Genomic DNA, 15,153 nt, shown 5'->3' with positions numbered 1-15,153 from the left:
ATGAAATATTACAATCCAGCAACCCAAACAGAAGCTGTCGAAAACATACACGACATAGCTGGTGCTACCAAAAAATCAGACATGCCAGCAGAGGCTCAGGAATGGTTCACCCGCCCAGCCCGTGATGGCTATGAGTGGAAATGCCGCAACGGAAAATGGCCGGAAGAGGTTCCAATAGAGCCAGCCCCAGCCGCCACCCGTCGCCTGTCAGCCTGCGCCGCCATCGACCACGCCGCCGGAAACGCCAGAACCCACTTTGCTACCGATTTTCCTTTCGTAGACGAAGAATATAACCTGACGTATGCCGACGCCTGCGCCTGGATTGACTCTGGTTTTCAGGGAACAGCCCCTGACAGTGTGCTGGCCGACCCTCTGTCAGAAAAAGAGTCACCACAGGCAGCAGCCGAAAGCATCAAGGCTCAAGGCAAAGCATGGATTGATATTCTGATGGTCATCCGCAAGCTTCGGCTAAACGGCAAGGAAGCTGTAAAAGATGCACCGGACGACGCCGACTTTATGGCCATTGCCCAGCCGGTTGTTGAGCGGCTGGAAGGGTTGTGGCCGGAGGATTGAACAGGAGACGGACAGCGAACAAAAAAAGCAGTACCCTATAACCAAACCCCGCAGAAGCCGCCGAAGGTATTGCGATTCACTCTCACACGAGAAGGAGAATCACGATGCCTCAGTTCCGACACGGCATTTATGGCGCAACCAGTGAAGCGGGTCCCCGCCCGGTTCCCATTGCACCCACAGGCACTATTTGTATCGTTGGCACGGCTGATGATGCCGATGAAAACGTATTCCCGTTAAACACGCCGGTTCTGATTCCCGGTTCCCCACTCAAGGCGGCAAAACTCGACACCAAAGGTCAGCGGGTTGGCACTCTGTTGCCTGCGGTGGAAATGATTCTGGCCATTACCGGTGCGATTGTTGTCGTTATTCGTGTGGCAGAAGGTAGCGACGACGCTGACACAAGAACCAAGGTGATTGGTGAAACCACGGCTGATGGTAAGCGCACCGGACTGGATGCGGTGTTTAATGTTCAGGCCATGCTGGGGTATAAGCCACGGGTTCTGATCGCTCCCGGTTTTTCCAATGATGAAGCAGTGGCCACCAAGTTGCAGACCGTTGCCGACCGTCTGCGGGCTTATTGCTACGCGGACGCTCCTGGCAGTACCGAAACGTCTGCCAACGCCTACCGACAAAAATTCGGCTCCCGTCGTCTGGAAGTGACTTGGCCAAGAACCATCAACACCAAGGCGGAACTCGTCCCCATGTCTGCCGTTGCCGCTGGCCTGCGTGCCAAAGTGGATAACACGCCCTGGGAAGAGTATTCCGCCAGTATCTCCAACTGGAAGGTATTACCCATCATCGGCACCGAGTTCCCCGTGGACTTCCAGGACGGTGATGACAGCTGTCTGGCCTATATCCTCAACAGCAACCAGATCAGCACCATCATCAACGATGGCGGGCTGCGCTACTGGGGCAACCTGAACTGTTCCGATGATCCCAAGTGGCAGTTCGCCACCCATGTTCGTATTAACGACATCATCCTGGACAGTTCCACGGCGGCGCTGAAGTGGGCCAGGGATCGCAAGATCAACAAGACCTTTGTGGAAGATGTGCTGGAAACCCAGAACAACTTCATTGCCAGGGAAACCCGCGCTAAAAACCTGCTCGGTGGTAAAGCCTGGGCTGACCCGGAACTGAACAGCCCTGACGTGATTCTGGCCGGTGAATTCTATATGGATTATGAATTCACCCCACCCGGTATTGCCCAGGCCATCACCATCACCAGTCACTTTGTCAATGACTACGCCAAAGCCATTTTCAGATAAACGCCGTAGCTAAACAGGAAGAAAGGAGAACAGAAACATGGCTATCCCAAAAGTAGTGGTGGATTACAACTGGAGCGCCGACGGCGTTGGCAAGATCGGCCTTTGCCCGAAGATCAAGCTGCCGGACTTTTCCAAGGTAATGGAAGAGTACCAGGCTGGCGGCATGGCAGCGGCCATTGAGATTTTCATGGGCATGATCGAGCTGCAAACCATGACCGTGACACTGGCAGAACCTGATCCACAGGTATTGAAGCTGTTCAGGTTCACCAACGGCGAGGAAAAAATGTTTACCTTCCGTTCTGCCCTGGCAGGCCGGGGAGCGTCAGAAGGGTTTGTGATTCGTTGTCAGGCGCAGCTGAAGAAGTTCAGCATGGAAGACATCGAGCGCAAGAAGCTGTCGAACTGTGACTTTGAGCTGTCGCTGGTGACTTACAAGCTGGAGCGTAATGGTGAAGTCATTATGGATGTGGATGCCGAAGGGGGTCAGCTGGTGATTGATGGCGTTGACCTGCGGGCGGGGATTAATGACCTGATTGGTAATTGATTTTCCGTAACCCGTAACCCGATTTATTGACGGGCAGTGGGATACGGGATACGAAAAAATTTGAGGAACAAAAATGACAGACAACACCCCAAAATACCAGCCCATCCCGATCCCGTTGGAGTCCCCCCGTGATCTGGATGGCAAGCCGGTGTCAGAACTGACAATGCGACCACCGACAACCAGTGATGTAGTGGTGGCGCAAAGCAAGGCAGATAACCCGATTCAAAAGGACGTACTGTTGTATGCCAACCTGACCGATACATCGGAAAACTTTATCCAGTCGCTGGCGTTCTACGACTTCAAACAGGTAGAGAAAGCCTTTGATGCTTTTATGTGCCCGGTGTCAAAACATGTCGACAGGCGTGCCTTATTCTTGCCAAAGCCCTTGGCGGACACAGCCTCAGAGAACTGATGGCGACACCGGTACACGAAGTCTTTGAGCACCTGCAGGAGATGAAGGAACTGGTACAGGATGCAAAACAACAATGACATAGGCATCCGCATTACGGCGGAGGTGGACAAGCGTTCAGTCCGGGCGTTGCGCTCTACGGCCAAAGAGTCCGAGATGGCACGCAAGCGGATGATCGGGCAGACCGGCAAGGATGCCAGGGCCATTGGCAACGTAACCCGTTCCCAAAATAACCTCAGTCTTGCGGCCAGTGACACCAGTCGCAGTATTGGGCGTGAGGATACCGCCTTCAAACGGGCTTCCCGTTCCATTGGTGACTATTCCCGTAAATTAGCGAAAGCTACCAAAAATCATTTTGATTTAAAGAAAGCAGCTGCCGCCACAGGCAGTGCCATCAACACCAAGCTGACCGCCATTGGTGGCGGTGCAGCGGTGGGACTGTCGGCCAGGGAGCTGGTGAACGATGAAGCCTTCTGGACCCGTTTAAAAACCGATTCCAGTGCCGCAGAAGAGACTATCGAAGACCTGAAGAAACGCACCTTTGATATGTCGGTTCAGATGCGGATTGACCCGGACCAGTTAAAAGCCGCCATTGCCGAGATTCAGCAGCAGACAGGGGATCTTGACCTTGCTCGTGAGAATCTGGAGAACATGGCGATTGCGATTCAGGGTTCCGGATCTGCGGGTGTGGATATTGGCGGGTTGATTGCCAATATGAATAAAAAGCTGGGGCTGCGCAGTGCTGATGAGATGCTGGCAAATCTGGATATTGCAAAACAGCTGGGTGATAAAGGGGCGTTCACCCTGAAGGATTATTCCAACCGGGGTGGTCGGGTGATTTCCAACCTGGGCGCAAGAGGGATTACCGGAACCCAGGGCAATATTGAAGCCATGGCGTTATTACAGTTTGGTCAGCAGGGTACAGACTCGAAAGACATGGCGGTCTCTGCATCTGAAGCAGTCACCAGAGATATTGTTAATAACCGGGACGCACTGACAGAGATGGGCATTGATGTTTTTGACCCTGACAAAGAAGGCGAACAGATGCGCCTGCCTTCCGAAATCATAAAAGAAATATTTACGGCTACTGAAGGACGCACCACGGGACTCACCGAGATTTTTGGTGATGAGTCAATCCGCTTAGTTAATGCAATGGCAGCAGACTATAAGCAGGGCTGGAAAGATTACAACAATTATCTCGGGACTCAAGGCGATGGTGTAAAGCTATCCGCAGCTGCAGAAGAAAACAAAAGCACTGCCTCTTCCGGGCTTACGTACCTGTCAGCCCTCTGGAAAAGCTTTCTGGACGACGCTGGTAGTTCGCTGATTACCAGCACCGCTGACCTGTTTGACGATACCGATAATGACACCGCAAAAAAGGTAGTAGGTTCTACCGGGCTGGGTGCCATGGGTGCCGCAGGCGGTGCTTCCGTGGGGGCTGCCATCGGGTCGATTGTTCCCGTACTGGGTACCGCTGTCGGTGCAGGCGTGGGTGCTATTGTTGGTGGTCTGGGTGGGGCTATTTCCGGCTACTTCCTGTCCGGCGACTCCGAAGACGACAACCGAACCATTACCGACAGCTCGACACGGTTTGCGGCGACTGAGAACCAGCAGACAAACCAGAATAGCCGTTCTATCAGTCAGACCATAAACACCTCAACCAGTGCGGATCAGCAGGCGCAAACATTGATTCAGCAGTTCCAGCGTCAGGAAGCCCTGATCAAAGAAAAAGCCACAGCCAGCTCTGCCCCCATTTCAATCAGCATGGGTGAAATCAATTTTGTTCAGAAAGAAGGCGAACGGGACGAAGACTTTTTAGAACGTGCCAGGCAGATGATAAGAGAAGAAATGGAACTGGCCGCCGAAACGCTGCGCCGGGAACAGGAGCGGGCATTAACGGACAACACCGGAGCATCTTATGGTTGAGCCTCAGGTCGCCCTCGGTGACTATCGTTTGGGTACCACCACCGCAGCCGTGCAGGAACTTGAACGGGTGTCAGAATGGCGCTGGGCAGATAAAGACGTGATTCATGGCAAGCCGCAATCGGATTACATTGGCCCCGGCCTGGATACCATTGAACTGAACGGGGTGATTTACCCGCATTTTCGGGGTGGTCTGGGACAGGTGGACGCCATGCGAGCCGAAGCGGACAAAGGCACACCGTTACGCATGGTGCTGGGAACCGGTCAGGATATGGGCTTGTGGACCATTCGCCGGATCAGTGAAAACCAGACCCGGATTTATGACCGGGGAATTCCGTTAAAGGTGGAATTCCGCCTTTCTCTGAAAGAGTACAGAGGCTCATAGGAAACCCATAGGGAAAGAAGCACCATGGCAAAGTACACGACCGTAGACGGGGATATGCTGGACGCTATCTGCTTTCGTCATTATGGCAATCTGAATGGCACGGTGGAGCGTGTTTTAAATGCTAACCCTGGTTTGTGTGAACAGCCTGCGGTGTTGCCTGCCGGGTTGGTGATCGAGCTGCCGGTGCTGGAGTCTGCGGAGGCCATTACCCTGATTGACCTGTTTGAATAAGACGAGTTATGGAACCTGACTTTAAAATCACCATTGGCGGCAAAGACAAAACCGCCGCGATTCGTGAACGGTTAATCCGGTTGTCCATTACCGATGAAGCCGGGCATAAATCCGACAGTCTGGTACTGGAACTGAACGACGATGGCAGGCTGGACTTCCCCGCCAAAGAGCAAAACATACTGGTCTGGACCGGCTATAAAGACCCGCTGACGGGGCAGAGTGATCTGGTCTTCCGGGGTAACTATCAACTGGATGGCGTCGAGTTTCCTTTTCCTGACTCCAAAATGATTATTTCCGCGTCGGGTGCCAGACTGCGCGGGTCGTTTACCTCCCCCCGTGATGATGTCTGGATTGAAAGCAGTCTGGGGGATATTGCCGAAACTATTGCCAAACGTCACGGGTTTGAGCTGGCGATTTCCGAATCGCTGAAAGGGGTAGAGGTGTTCTTTGAAGACCAGAAAGCCCAGAGTGACGCTGACCTGTTGACCCGTCTGGCGACTCGTTACAACGCCACACTAAAGCCGGTGGGTGACAAGCTGGTACTGTTTGAACGGGGTGATGGTAAGAGTGTGTCAGGCAAACCGGTGAAGCCGGTAGCGGTGCCGATTACTGAAGAAACCAGGGGTAACGTCCGGTTGAGTGGTCGTGTACGGCAGAAGTCGGTGCGGGCAAACTATCGCAACCTGGATGCAGCCAAACAACTGTTTGTGGAAACCTCCGATGAACAGCCCCAGAAAGTACTCGATCAGGTGTTTGATTTTGAAGCCGATGCACGGCAGGCGGCGTTTGCCGAGTTGCACGACATTCAACGGCAGCAGTTTGAATTCATTATGAACCGTATGCCCGCCAACCCGGCACTAAGGGCTGAAGCGATGGTGACGATTTCCGGGCATCCAAGACGGCAGGCCAATGGGGAGTGGGTGATTAAGCGCCTGACGGAAACTCTGGATAATCAGGGCTTGTGGCAGGGGTTTACGGCAAGTTATCCGAAAGGTCGTGTTAAGGGGCTGCCCGATCCTCAGGGGTAGTTCCTTGAAGCCTGCTATTTTCCTTTCATGCGTTTAGCCACAGACAGCAGCAGGTTTTTTTCTTCCTCGGTCAGTCTTTCAAAGACGATGGCCATTTCTCTCTGGAAATGGCTCTCCTTTTTCGGTCGCATGGTTCCTTTTCCCCGGACGTACCAGTCCAGACTGATATTCAGCAGGTCGCACAGTTTTTCAACGCAGGCCAGGGTTTTGGGGTAGCTGCCGTCTTCCCGCTCCCATTCTTTTACAGTGCTTAAACTGCGGTGCATGGCTTCTGCCAGTTGCTTCTGTGTCATGCCAGCCTTGAGCCGGGCAAAGCGCAAACGTTGATGAGGTGTTTCTGGAAAATGGTCAGTTGACCCGGCCATTCATGGGCTCCCAGTAGGTTTCGGCTGGCTGTTTCTGGTCAGAGGGGTTAAAAATAGTTAGCGTGGCGTTAAATGCCACGTGACCCAAAGGATTCAGGTCACGTTGACAGGATGAAGACCCGGGGCTTATTAAAAATAACGACAAAGCTTATATAGGGGGCATTATGCCGGTTGAGGAAGCAATGATCAGTATCCGTTCAACTGACCTTCAGCGATTGAAAGAGGCAGAACAACTGGTGAATAAACGGCTATGGGCAGAGCAGTCAGGGGATCGGGTGAAGCGGATGGCGGCGCTTGCTGAGTGTCGGGTTGAACTGGCCGCCTATCGGAAACGCTATTTCGAACAGTACCGCAATCGCCCTTCTGGTGCAGGCTCTGTCAGGTAACGAGAATCAGGAACAGTATAAACAGGCCAATAAGACTTAAAGGCAGAGCAATAAGGAATACCAGCCAGGTCATTATCCTTTTCTTACGGGTAATGACCGGCGTCCTGACACCGCAGTGTGGGCATTTCGGCGCAGCATCTGATACATCGTTATGACACTCTCTGCATTCGGCAATCATTGCGTTAACTCCTTTTACTTCTTTTATTGTTATTGTACTCACCCATTGCTGTTCATGACTTACAGCATATCCATCATGCCCTGCATAAGTTCAGGGTCAAGGTCATCGGGTTTCAGGTTCTTTTTAACAGCGTATTTGTAAGTAGCGGCGGCTATTTTTGCCTCTTCCTCCGGGGACAGGTATTCAGTTTCATCGTCTGCAAGCTGTCTGACCATTTTCAGGACAGCCCTTAACAGTGGAATAGAAAGATTTTCGGCATCCGTACTCTGATAGCTAATAAATAGATTCCGCAGTGGCTCGTGCCACCGAATATTATCGAGAACTTTTCTGTTCAATGGTTCGGCCAGTGATGTTTCAGAGTGCAGAGTGTATGGACTTATGTAACCGGACGACAGTTTATCCATAAGCTCAGTTGGCAGAGTGACCAGTTGCCAGCTCCTCCTGTTTTCAATGAACTCATCAAACCGTCTTTGCATGTAACCCTCCAGGCACGCCAGCACCTGTTCGCCTAAGGAGCCGGTTAGCCACTCCCGCTGGGTATATTCTATGGTTTTGCCTTTAAAGTCATAGGTTGCAGGTAACTCCAGCTCAAAAAACAGCTTAGTACCATCCGTGTATAAATTAATGTCCCACCAGGCATCAGAAAAATGCCGGTTCAGGGCATCGGTCAGGTCGTCAGCATACTTACACTGATGCACCATAAACGGTACACCCCGGCCAGTAGCTAACCAGGTAAGACTCACATTTTCCTGTCGCATGATTACCGTCAGAATCTCAGAACCAGGAACTACGCCTTTGCCCATGTTTTCCGCAGCCCCACGAGAAAAACCAAGCCCCCTAGCCCAGGGGTGTAGTTTGCGTCCAGCCAGGACTCGATCCAGTCGCGCCTTGAAGTCATTCATAAAATTATGATTAAAAGCTATTGACAGTCTTTTTTAAAAGTACTAATGTCTCAGTTAAACGTATACATTCATAAAAAAAAGAATTAATTTCTACAAAGTAGACGCTAAAAGGGAATTATGCCCATGAAAAAAGAGTCAGGACAACCGGTAGAAGAAGGTGTTTCCCCTGTTGTCAGCATTCGGTCACAGGAATTAGCCGCACGTATACTGCGCCTGGCAACACTGGATCGTCGCAAGAAAGGCAATATGGCCAAGGTGTTGATGGAAGATATTGTTACGGCGGAAGAAGCGTCCCGTGGTCTTCCACCCATTACTGAAGATCCGCACTGGGAAGGTTTAATCAATACATAAAAAAATGGCATTCGAGGTGTCAGCCCCGAATGCCAGAGACGCTGACCACCATCTGGCAGGATGGCAACCAATAGCTCAGTCACTTTCGTCTCAGTGCGGATAGTAACATATCCGCCTGAGTAGAGTATTGGTCAGTGTCTCCGGTTTGTGAATGTGAAAGGAATCGGAGAAATCACATGAATCCAATAGACCCCAATACCGGTTTGCCTGATATGGCACTGGTTTACCGCACTTTTGAAAGTCTGACAAAAGATTACAAAGGCAGTCGTAAGGCACTTTCGCTGAAGCTTGGCAAGTCGGCCAATACTCTCAGTAATGAACTCAACAGTTCCATGCCTGGCCATAAGCTCGGGCTGGCGGATGCCATCGCACTGATGCATCTGACCAAAAATTACAGCCCCCTTCAGGCTATAGCCGCCACCCTGAATCATACCATTACCCACCTGGGTGAATTCTCTTCTACCGGTGATATGGAGTTGTTGTCTGCCTATGCGGGTTGGCACCGGGAGATCGGGAAGGTTGCCAGGGAAGTCTCTCTCACCCTTAGCGATGGAAGCATCCAGCGCAGCGACTATCACCGGATTCTTCAGGAAGGCATCGAGCAGGTTCAGGCTTTCTTCGAATTCCTCGCCCGGCTGGAGGCTCTGGTGGATGACTGAGATTCCGGCCTCTCTTCGCAAGCTGGGTATTACCCATGTGAGCGACAACCTGGGGCCGGATCAGGTCATTGACCCCAAAAAGGCAGCGACCTGTACCCGGATTTTTTTCCAACAAGAATTACAGCAGTTTCTTGAGCGGTACCAGCAACGGCAGCAGGAGGGAATCCCATGCCAGGTATCAGAAGAGAGCATCGCTGGCAACCAGTCAAAAAACGTCAGCTGACAATAAAACTGCAAACCGAAGTCACCGAAGAACGCCTGCGTGCCTGTTTCGACAGTTACCCGCTGGCCTGTTCCATGACTTTTGAAGAGGCCATGAAAGACGACACCCTGCGCCGGGTGATGGAGATGCACGCACGGTACGGCGTTGTCAGGGACATTAAGGATTCCAGGGAGAAGGATGATGACTCTGATTCGGTTACAACCTGAGTTACTGGGTGTGCAGCCAGACACCCGCAAAAAGCTGGCTGACGGGGAAGCCCTGTTACTGGGCGACCACTGCCGGTTGGTTTTCCGGGCATTGCCACTGCCACGGATTCAGGTGGTGGGCAGAGGGGTTAAGGGGTTGCCGGTTCGCAGTATCCATACCCTTGACCTGTTGCCGCTGGCACCGTGGCTGGTGTCGATTGTGGCGGTGGAATACGACAACAACGGCAGGGCGCAGGCGGCACATCTGGCCCTGACCTACCAGACGGCGAAGCTATTACAACAAGAGGAGGTAAGCCGTGAAAAAGAAAAGTAACAGCCAGGTGTTCGACACCTATTTCACCCAGCCGGAAGAGAAGCAGCTGTTTGCTTTTATCAAACGGCATGGCGGGGTTGAAGCCCGTCGGGATCTGGCCTGGATGCAGCTGGCGCGCTTTTCTGCGGTCAGGGTCTGTGTGCTGTCGGGGCTGACCGTGGGTGATGCGCTGGAAGCACTACGCCATGAGCGTTTGCGGATTCGTCCGGAGATCAACAAGGGCAGGAAGCAGCAGGATCTGTTTGCCAGCAAGAGCATCTGCCAGACGTTGCGGACGCTGGTGAAGATTCATAAGGAAATGTCCTGTGAAAGCGACTGGCCCGACACCCCATTCCATGACCGCCCGCTGATTTTGTCCCGCAATCACCGGGGCATGAGTATCCGTTCGTTTCAGTCCCGGATGCAGAACTGGTGCAAGGCGGCAGGGGTTCCGGTGGGCTCGCCCCACTGGTTCCGGCACACCTGGGCAAAGCGTCAGGTTCAGGCCAGTGATGACGTTGCCCGAACCCTGATGCGGGTGCAGGCGTTTCTGGGGCATGAGGACCTTAAAACCACCACCATCTATACCCTCCCGGATAAGGAGGAAATGATGGAATTCGGGAGGTATGCGGTATGAGCCATGTTGCACACATTATGGATAGTCACCCTGCACGTCAGGCGCACTATCAGCCCATGCTGGAACAGATGGAAGGCTCCGCTAAAGAAGTCTTTGAGTTTGTAATGGTCAGGCATCCGTTCTGTTCCGCAGCCAGTTTTCTGGCAAATGCCTTTGTGGGTCTTGCACTGGAAATCCCGGTGGCGATTCACGGCCCTGGTTGTCTTGACCGGACAAATAATCGTCTGTTTCACGGTCTGATTGAAGACGCCTGTTTCGGTGTCTACTGGGAGAGTGCCGCAAGAGAAGTTGCGCAGGTGTATGGCATCAATATTCAGGAGGTTTAACGATGCTGGTACTGACAAGACGACAGGGCGAGAGCATCCGCATTAACGACACTATGCGTATTACGCTGCTCAGTTCTTCGGAAAAGCAGATTCGGGTGTCTCTGGAAACCCCCAGGGGCAAAGCGGTTCTCAACCGACCTTCAGGTTCAACATTGCTGAATGAAAGTGACATCAACATCCGGGTAATCAATGTCCATGGCAATGTACGGTTTTCGATTGATGCGCCCCGCAGTGTGTCGATCTGGCGTGAGGAAATCTGGCTGAAGATGCATGAGCAGGTGCATGTGCCTTCATCAATAAGAAAAATAAAAATAGCAGGTACGTTCAATGACTGAAGCGACCCCTTCCTTTGATTTCGAGATCGAGCGGCTGGATATCAGCGCTGCAGAAGCCGGTGTGTTCGGGAAGCTGGTGACGAATATCCGCCAGCAACACCTGAACCTGTGCGGCACCCTGACGGACGACGAAGCCCGGATGATGCTGAAGCTGTTGAACGAGATTAACAACAGCATTTATCACGTAGGTCAGCCTGGTCTGGATGAAAAGCCTGATGAGGTGAACCATGACTGAGCTAAACACTGACCTGCTCGGTTTCCGGTGCGAGTTTGTCACCGGAATGATCACCCCAAGGGCGCAGACGGTGCCACGCTGTCGCCCCTGTGACAACCGTAACCTTGATGCCTGCCCTGGCACGGGTCGCTGTAGCAAGCCCGAAGCCTGTCGGGCAATGCTGGCGAACCGGCACCGCAGGCACTAACCGTTTACCCCATGGACAGGGGTCATCTATTGAACCAGTCAGGATCGACGACCATGGCTAACAAGAAAAAAATCAACCTGTCCCGTCTGAATCGTGAACAGAAACAGCGTGTCTGGCGCAGGATTCAGGAAACCAACCCGCCACTGGCGAACCTGCTGACGGATATTGGCTTTCAGTCGTTGAAAGACCAGTTCGGTGCAGAGGTAGTCGTGGAAGTCTCTACCCCGGAGGCCGCTGACAATGGCCAGTATTGAGCAGCTCAAGGAACACATTGACCTGCATGACCTGTGTGAACACCTGGGCATGAAGCGTGACGGCAAGATGAACGGGAATCGTGAAGCCCTTTATCATTCGCCGGTTCGGGATGACAAGAACGCCAGTTTTTCTGTTTATCGCAAAAAGGGTGAGTTGCGCTGGAAGGATCATGCCACGGATGAAGGTGGCAGCATTATTGACCTGGTGATTTATACCGATCATGCCACGGATACCGGCGAGGCGATCCGCTGGCTGCACAAGGAGTACAACATTCCTTTTGACAAGCCCGATGCTCCGGCCAGAGAGCGTACCCGTGTTGAGTGGCTGGCGGATCAGGTGCTGGGCAGCCCGGAAGAGGCGATATCTTACCTGGTTGATGAGCGTCGTTTGTCTGAGGAGGTGGTGAAACAGGCGATATCTGCCCGAACCCTTGGTTATTCCGATTACACCAGTACCGGCAAACAGCCCGGTGAAAAGTTTCATGGTGGGCCCGCCGTGGCGTTTATCTGCCGGGAGTTTTCCAGCAAGCGGGTGACGACGGTTGAATACCGTTATTTTGACAAGGAGCTGAACGGGGGTTTGAAAACCCACTGTCATGGCGAGAAAGGCCCCGCTTTCTGGTGTTTGAGCCACCATCATATTAAAGCTGCCCACACGATTGTGCTGGTTGAGTCGCCTATTAATGCCCTGTCGGTTCACTGTACGGCTCTGGGTGAAAAGGGCTGGGCGGGTTTAGCCACCATGGGTGCCAGTAACCTCCATGAAAAGGACTGGAGCCTGCTGGAAGGCAAGCGGATTATTTGCGCCTTTGATAATGACGAGCCGGATAAAAAGACTGGCTACCGTGCAGGGGCGAAAGCCGCCTGGGCAGTGCATGAAAAGCTGACTGCCCTGAATATGCCCTGTCTGTTTGTGGATCAGATCACGGGGAATAAGTGGGAAGGCGTGAATGACCTGAATGATTTTCTGGTGAACTACGGGCTGGAGCTGGGAAGAAATAACCTTCGGTCGGCCCTGGAAGAACATGAGCCCTGGCTGGTGCCTGGTCTGCCCGGCAAGGTTGAAAAGGATATGGTCAGCTCCCTGGGTAAAACCCGCTTGTTTCTGCCTGCCCATGATTACAGTGAGTACTGGAAATTTCGGGTGAAGGAAGACTTTACCCAGCACTTGAAAATCGGCAAGGACGAAGACGGCAACGACCAGATTACCCATCAGGATCTGTGTGGTTTTCGGATTGCTGGCCTGAGCCGTGTATCCATTCAAAGTGCCACCGCCACCATGAGTGGTGAGAAAGACGCCCAACCCAATACGATTTTTGCCGCAACCGTACAGACCCCGCGCCATGGCAACCGATTACAGCGTCGTGTGTTTCAGGATGAACAGCTTCATAACCCGGAACAATGGAAAAAGTTTGGTCCTATTTATTCCCCGGCACGATTTTCCCGAATGCTGAACATTATGGAACGGGCTACGGATATTGGTGCCAGGGATGCCATTAATTTTGTCGGACTGGCCTGGCGCAATGGTCGCCCGGTGATGAATGAAGGGCCGGACTGTTATTTCACCGAGCCGGACAAGCAATGCCCTTACCACAATCTGCGCTTTCCTTCGGGGCCAGTGTTTCATGGTCGGCAGGTGGTGGAGGCGTACCAGAAAACCTTTCATTACAACGCTGCGCTGATTCAACTGGTGTGGGGGCTGGGTGCGCACCTGAAAGCGTTTCTGGGTTTCTGGCCTCACTCCATTTTGCAGAGTAATAAAGGTGCCGGTAAATCGACCCTGGTTAAACGGCTGGAGCGTACTGTAGGCATGACCATGTTTGGTGGTCAGAGTTTGCAGACAGAGTTTCGGATTCTGACATCTATTTCCCATACCGGCCACCCGGTGGGCTGGGAGGAGCTGTCAGCCCGTCGTCAGGACATTATTGATAAGGCGGTGGGTATGTTGCAGGAGTGCTACCAGTTCACCGTTACCCGTCGGGGGACGGATATGACCGAGTATGTGCAATGCGCCCCGGTGCTGCTGGCGGGCGAGGATGTGCCGGTTCAGAGTTTGCTGGGTAAGGTGATCCGTTCGGACCTGAGCGGGCGCAAGGGCGATATGTTGCCGGAAGACCTGCCCCGTTTCCCGGTGCGGGAGTGGGTTAAATGGCTGTCGAACCTGGAGCGCAAAAACGTTCGGGGGCTGTACGAAAAGTGCCGTCTGTTCCTGATGGAGAAGAGTGCCGCCAGTGGCGATGACGACGGCGCAAACCGGATGGTGGGCAATTATGCCGCTTTGTACTGTGCCTGGCGGTTGTTGTGTGAGTTTCTGGAATTGCCCAGTAACCAGGGTGATTTTCCCCTTGACCTGCTGGGTACCATGAATGCCCACGTTACTGAAAGTAGTGCGGATCGTGAGCCCTGGGTCTGGATTATGGAGATCATTCTGGGCGAGATCGACGCCAACAATTTCAAGTTTCCCTACAAGTTTGAGCGTAACCCCAATGATCCGGACGAGTCGCTGTTGTTCATTCGTTTCACCCATATCATGCAGCACCTTTCCACCAGTAGCAGCCTGCGGGCAAAGTTCGACGCCATGCCGGTGAAGAGTGCCACGGTGTTTGCACGACAGGTGAAGGATGCGGGGGTCTGTCCGGAGCCGTTCCGGGACAAGGAGCGCACCATTGGCAGCAAACGGGCTACCCATCTGTTCGGCCTGTCGTTGACGGAGCTGGAGCGGTTCGGGTTGAGCGTGAGCGTGCCGGAGGTGCAGGAGAATGGGTATTGATGATGAAAGGAGGATTTAACCAGGCTGATGTTGTCAGCAATGAATCGACGCTTCTGGAGCTGAAGCTGGAACTGGAAGCGTTGCAGAAAACAAGAACCCGGACACCGGAACAGTTCAGAGAGAAACGGGAGAAGCTGGTGTTTATCGGGTTGATGATTGAGTTGATTGAAGAAACCGGGAGAGGTGATCAGTGATGAAATTTGAGATTGGACCATATGAGAAAAAAACCATTGTGAGAGATGGGATCTTTGTTGATGGTGAGCGGGTTGGGGAGTTAGTGAAAAGTGAATGCAAGCATTATCCCTTCCGGGCTGTGTTGAATATACACCGTGGCCTTCTTAAGGCTGGGCTGGCTCAGGGGGGTGGAAAAACACCTGAAGAAGCTATCCAGAATGCATTTGTTGATAGTAGGAAAGACGCTACCCAGTATTTGGAAGGGCTGGATGTGTTGGCTGGGAAGTTGGGGGTTGAGATTAGCGATGATTGAAA

Annotated in this window: 26 protein-coding genes; 23 read left to right on the top strand and 3 right to left on the bottom strand. The window is 52.8% G+C overall.

Going from position 1 to position 15,153, the window contains the following annotated elements; all coding sequences use genetic code 11:
• The 8 genes from NX722_RS13615 (at position 1) to NX722_RS13580 (ending at position 6,358) form a co-directional block, all read left to right on the top strand.
• A complete protein-coding gene (locus NX722_RS13615) occupies positions 1–573 on the top strand; it encodes a hypothetical protein (RefSeq protein WP_262568464.1) in 573 nt (190 codons plus the stop codon).
• A gap of 104 nt (positions 574–677) precedes the next feature.
• Entirely contained in the window at positions 678–1,838 is a 1,161-nt protein-coding gene (locus NX722_RS13610) for a phage tail sheath subtilisin-like domain-containing protein (RefSeq protein ID WP_262568463.1), read from the top strand.
• Between the two features lie 37 nt (positions 1,839–1,875).
• Entirely contained in the window at positions 1,876–2,382 is a 507-nt protein-coding gene (locus NX722_RS13605; RefSeq protein ID WP_262568462.1) for a phage major tail tube protein, read from the top strand.
• 73 nt (positions 2,383–2,455) lie between these two features.
• The gene (locus tag NX722_RS13600; protein WP_262568461.1) at positions 2,456–2,794 is read left to right on the top strand and encodes a phage tail assembly protein; all 339 of its coding nucleotides are present in this window, start codon (positions 2,456–2,458) and stop codon (positions 2,792–2,794) included.
• 60 nt (positions 2,795–2,854) lie between these two features.
• Positions 2,855–4,717 (top strand): phage tail tape measure protein, encoded by a 1,863-nt coding sequence (locus NX722_RS13595; RefSeq protein WP_262568460.1) that lies wholly within the window; start codon positions 2,855–2,857, stop codon positions 4,715–4,717.
• Positions 4,710–5,099: a phage tail protein gene (locus NX722_RS13590; RefSeq protein WP_262568459.1), complete on the top strand. Its 390-nt coding sequence runs from the start codon at positions 4,710–4,712 to the stop codon at positions 5,097–5,099. Before NX722_RS13595 ends, NX722_RS13590 begins: the two co-directional genes overlap by 8 nt.
• 24 nt (positions 5,100–5,123) lie before the next feature.
• Positions 5,124–5,330 (top strand): tail protein X, encoded by a 207-nt coding sequence (locus NX722_RS13585; RefSeq protein WP_262568458.1) that lies wholly within the window; start codon positions 5,124–5,126, stop codon positions 5,328–5,330.
• A gap of 8 nt (positions 5,331–5,338) precedes the next feature.
• Positions 5,339–6,358, top strand: coding sequence for a contractile injection system protein, VgrG/Pvc8 family (locus NX722_RS13580; RefSeq protein WP_262568457.1), 1,020 nt, complete (start codon positions 5,339–5,341; stop codon positions 6,356–6,358).
• Between the two features lie 14 nt (positions 6,359–6,372).
• Here the strand turns inward: NX722_RS13580 and NX722_RS13575 are convergent, their stop codons facing one another.
• Positions 6,373–6,723, bottom strand: coding sequence for a helix-turn-helix domain-containing protein (locus NX722_RS13575; RefSeq protein ID WP_262568456.1), 351 nt, complete (start codon positions 6,721–6,723; stop codon positions 6,373–6,375).
• A 164-nt stretch (positions 6,724–6,887) separates the two neighbouring features.
• On the opposite strand from NX722_RS13575, the gene NX722_RS13570 reads away from it, so the two are divergent.
• Entirely contained in the window at positions 6,888–7,109 is a 222-nt protein-coding gene (locus NX722_RS13570; RefSeq protein WP_262568455.1) for a hypothetical protein, read from the top strand.
• Here NX722_RS13570 and NX722_RS13565 read toward each other — a convergent pair.
• Positions 7,102–7,287, bottom strand: a complete 186-nt coding sequence (locus NX722_RS13565) for a hypothetical protein (RefSeq protein WP_262568454.1) — start codon at positions 7,285–7,287, stop codon at positions 7,102–7,104. The two genes, NX722_RS13570 and NX722_RS13565, sit on opposite strands and share 8 nt — an antisense overlap.
• A 59-nt stretch (positions 7,288–7,346) precedes the next feature.
• Positions 7,347–8,189, bottom strand: coding sequence for a hypothetical protein (locus NX722_RS13560; RefSeq protein ID WP_262568453.1), 843 nt, complete (start codon positions 8,187–8,189; stop codon positions 7,347–7,349).
• A 123-nt stretch (positions 8,190–8,312) separates the two neighbouring features.
• Here NX722_RS13560 and NX722_RS13555 point away from each other — a divergent pair, with 123 nt between their 5' ends.
• The 14 genes from NX722_RS13555 to NX722_RS13490 all read left to right on the top strand — a co-directional run bounded on the left by NX722_RS13555 (position 8,313) and on the right by NX722_RS13490 (position 15,151).
• Complete coding sequence (locus tag NX722_RS13555; RefSeq protein ID WP_262568452.1) at positions 8,313–8,540, top strand: hypothetical protein; 228 nt, start codon at positions 8,313–8,315, stop codon at positions 8,538–8,540.
• 176 nt (positions 8,541–8,716) lie between these two features.
• Entirely contained in the window at positions 8,717–9,199 is a 483-nt protein-coding gene (locus tag NX722_RS13550) for a phage regulatory CII family protein (RefSeq protein WP_262568451.1), read from the top strand.
• A complete protein-coding gene (locus NX722_RS13545) occupies positions 9,192–9,422 on the top strand; it encodes a hypothetical protein (protein ID WP_262568450.1) in 231 nt (76 codons plus the stop codon). The genes NX722_RS13550 and NX722_RS13545 overlap by 8 nt, the downstream gene beginning before the upstream one ends.
• A complete protein-coding gene (locus tag NX722_RS13540; protein ID WP_262568449.1) occupies positions 9,368–9,628 on the top strand; it encodes a hypothetical protein in 261 nt (86 codons plus the stop codon). The genes NX722_RS13545 and NX722_RS13540 overlap by 55 nt, the downstream gene beginning before the upstream one ends.
• The gene (locus NX722_RS13535) at positions 9,600–9,941 is read left to right on the top strand and encodes a hypothetical protein (RefSeq protein WP_262568448.1); all 342 of its coding nucleotides are present in this window, start codon (positions 9,600–9,602) and stop codon (positions 9,939–9,941) included. Before NX722_RS13540 ends, NX722_RS13535 begins: the two co-directional genes overlap by 29 nt.
• Complete coding sequence (locus NX722_RS13530) at positions 9,925–10,557, top strand: tyrosine-type recombinase/integrase (RefSeq protein WP_262568447.1); 633 nt, start codon at positions 9,925–9,927, stop codon at positions 10,555–10,557. Before NX722_RS13535 ends, NX722_RS13530 begins: the two co-directional genes overlap by 17 nt.
• Positions 10,554–10,883 carry a hypothetical protein gene (locus NX722_RS13525; protein ID WP_262568446.1) on the top strand — a complete coding sequence of 110 codons (330 nt, stop codon included), beginning with the start codon at positions 10,554–10,556 and terminating at the stop codon, positions 10,881–10,883. The genes NX722_RS13530 and NX722_RS13525 overlap by 4 nt, the downstream gene beginning before the upstream one ends.
• Before the next feature lie 2 nt (positions 10,884–10,885).
• Complete coding sequence (locus NX722_RS13520; RefSeq protein ID WP_262568445.1) at positions 10,886–11,218, top strand: carbon storage regulator; 333 nt, start codon at positions 10,886–10,888, stop codon at positions 11,216–11,218.
• A complete protein-coding gene (locus tag NX722_RS13515) occupies positions 11,211–11,453 on the top strand; it encodes a hypothetical protein (RefSeq protein ID WP_262568444.1) in 243 nt (80 codons plus the stop codon). Before NX722_RS13520 ends, NX722_RS13515 begins: the two co-directional genes overlap by 8 nt.
• Complete coding sequence (locus NX722_RS13510; protein WP_262568443.1) at positions 11,446–11,640, top strand: hypothetical protein; 195 nt, start codon at positions 11,446–11,448, stop codon at positions 11,638–11,640. Before NX722_RS13515 ends, NX722_RS13510 begins: the two co-directional genes overlap by 8 nt.
• A 53-nt stretch (positions 11,641–11,693) precedes the next feature.
• Positions 11,694–11,894 carry a hypothetical protein gene (locus NX722_RS13505; protein ID WP_262568442.1) on the top strand — a complete coding sequence of 67 codons (201 nt, stop codon included), beginning with the start codon at positions 11,694–11,696 and terminating at the stop codon, positions 11,892–11,894.
• On the top strand, positions 11,881–14,664 hold the full coding sequence (locus NX722_RS13500) for a toprim domain-containing protein (protein ID WP_262568441.1): 2,784 nt from the start codon (positions 11,881–11,883) through the stop codon (positions 14,662–14,664). The genes NX722_RS13505 and NX722_RS13500 overlap by 14 nt, the downstream gene beginning before the upstream one ends.
• On the top strand, positions 14,664–14,858 hold the full coding sequence (locus NX722_RS13495; protein ID WP_262568440.1) for a hypothetical protein: 195 nt from the start codon (positions 14,664–14,666) through the stop codon (positions 14,856–14,858). The genes NX722_RS13500 and NX722_RS13495 overlap by 1 nt, the downstream gene beginning before the upstream one ends.
• Positions 14,858–15,151, top strand: coding sequence for a hypothetical protein (locus tag NX722_RS13490; RefSeq protein ID WP_262568439.1), 294 nt, complete (start codon positions 14,858–14,860; stop codon positions 15,149–15,151). The genes NX722_RS13495 and NX722_RS13490 overlap by 1 nt, the downstream gene beginning before the upstream one ends.
• Positions 15,152–15,153 lie beyond the last annotated feature (2 nt).

Source organism: Endozoicomonas gorgoniicola, from assembly GCF_025562715.2.
GTDB classification, from domain to species: Bacteria; Pseudomonadota; Gammaproteobacteria; order Pseudomonadales; family Endozoicomonadaceae; genus Endozoicomonas_A; species Endozoicomonas_A gorgoniicola.
The sequence above is the reverse complement of the archived record's forward strand: the minus strand, read 5'-3'. Positions and strand labels throughout refer to the sequence as shown.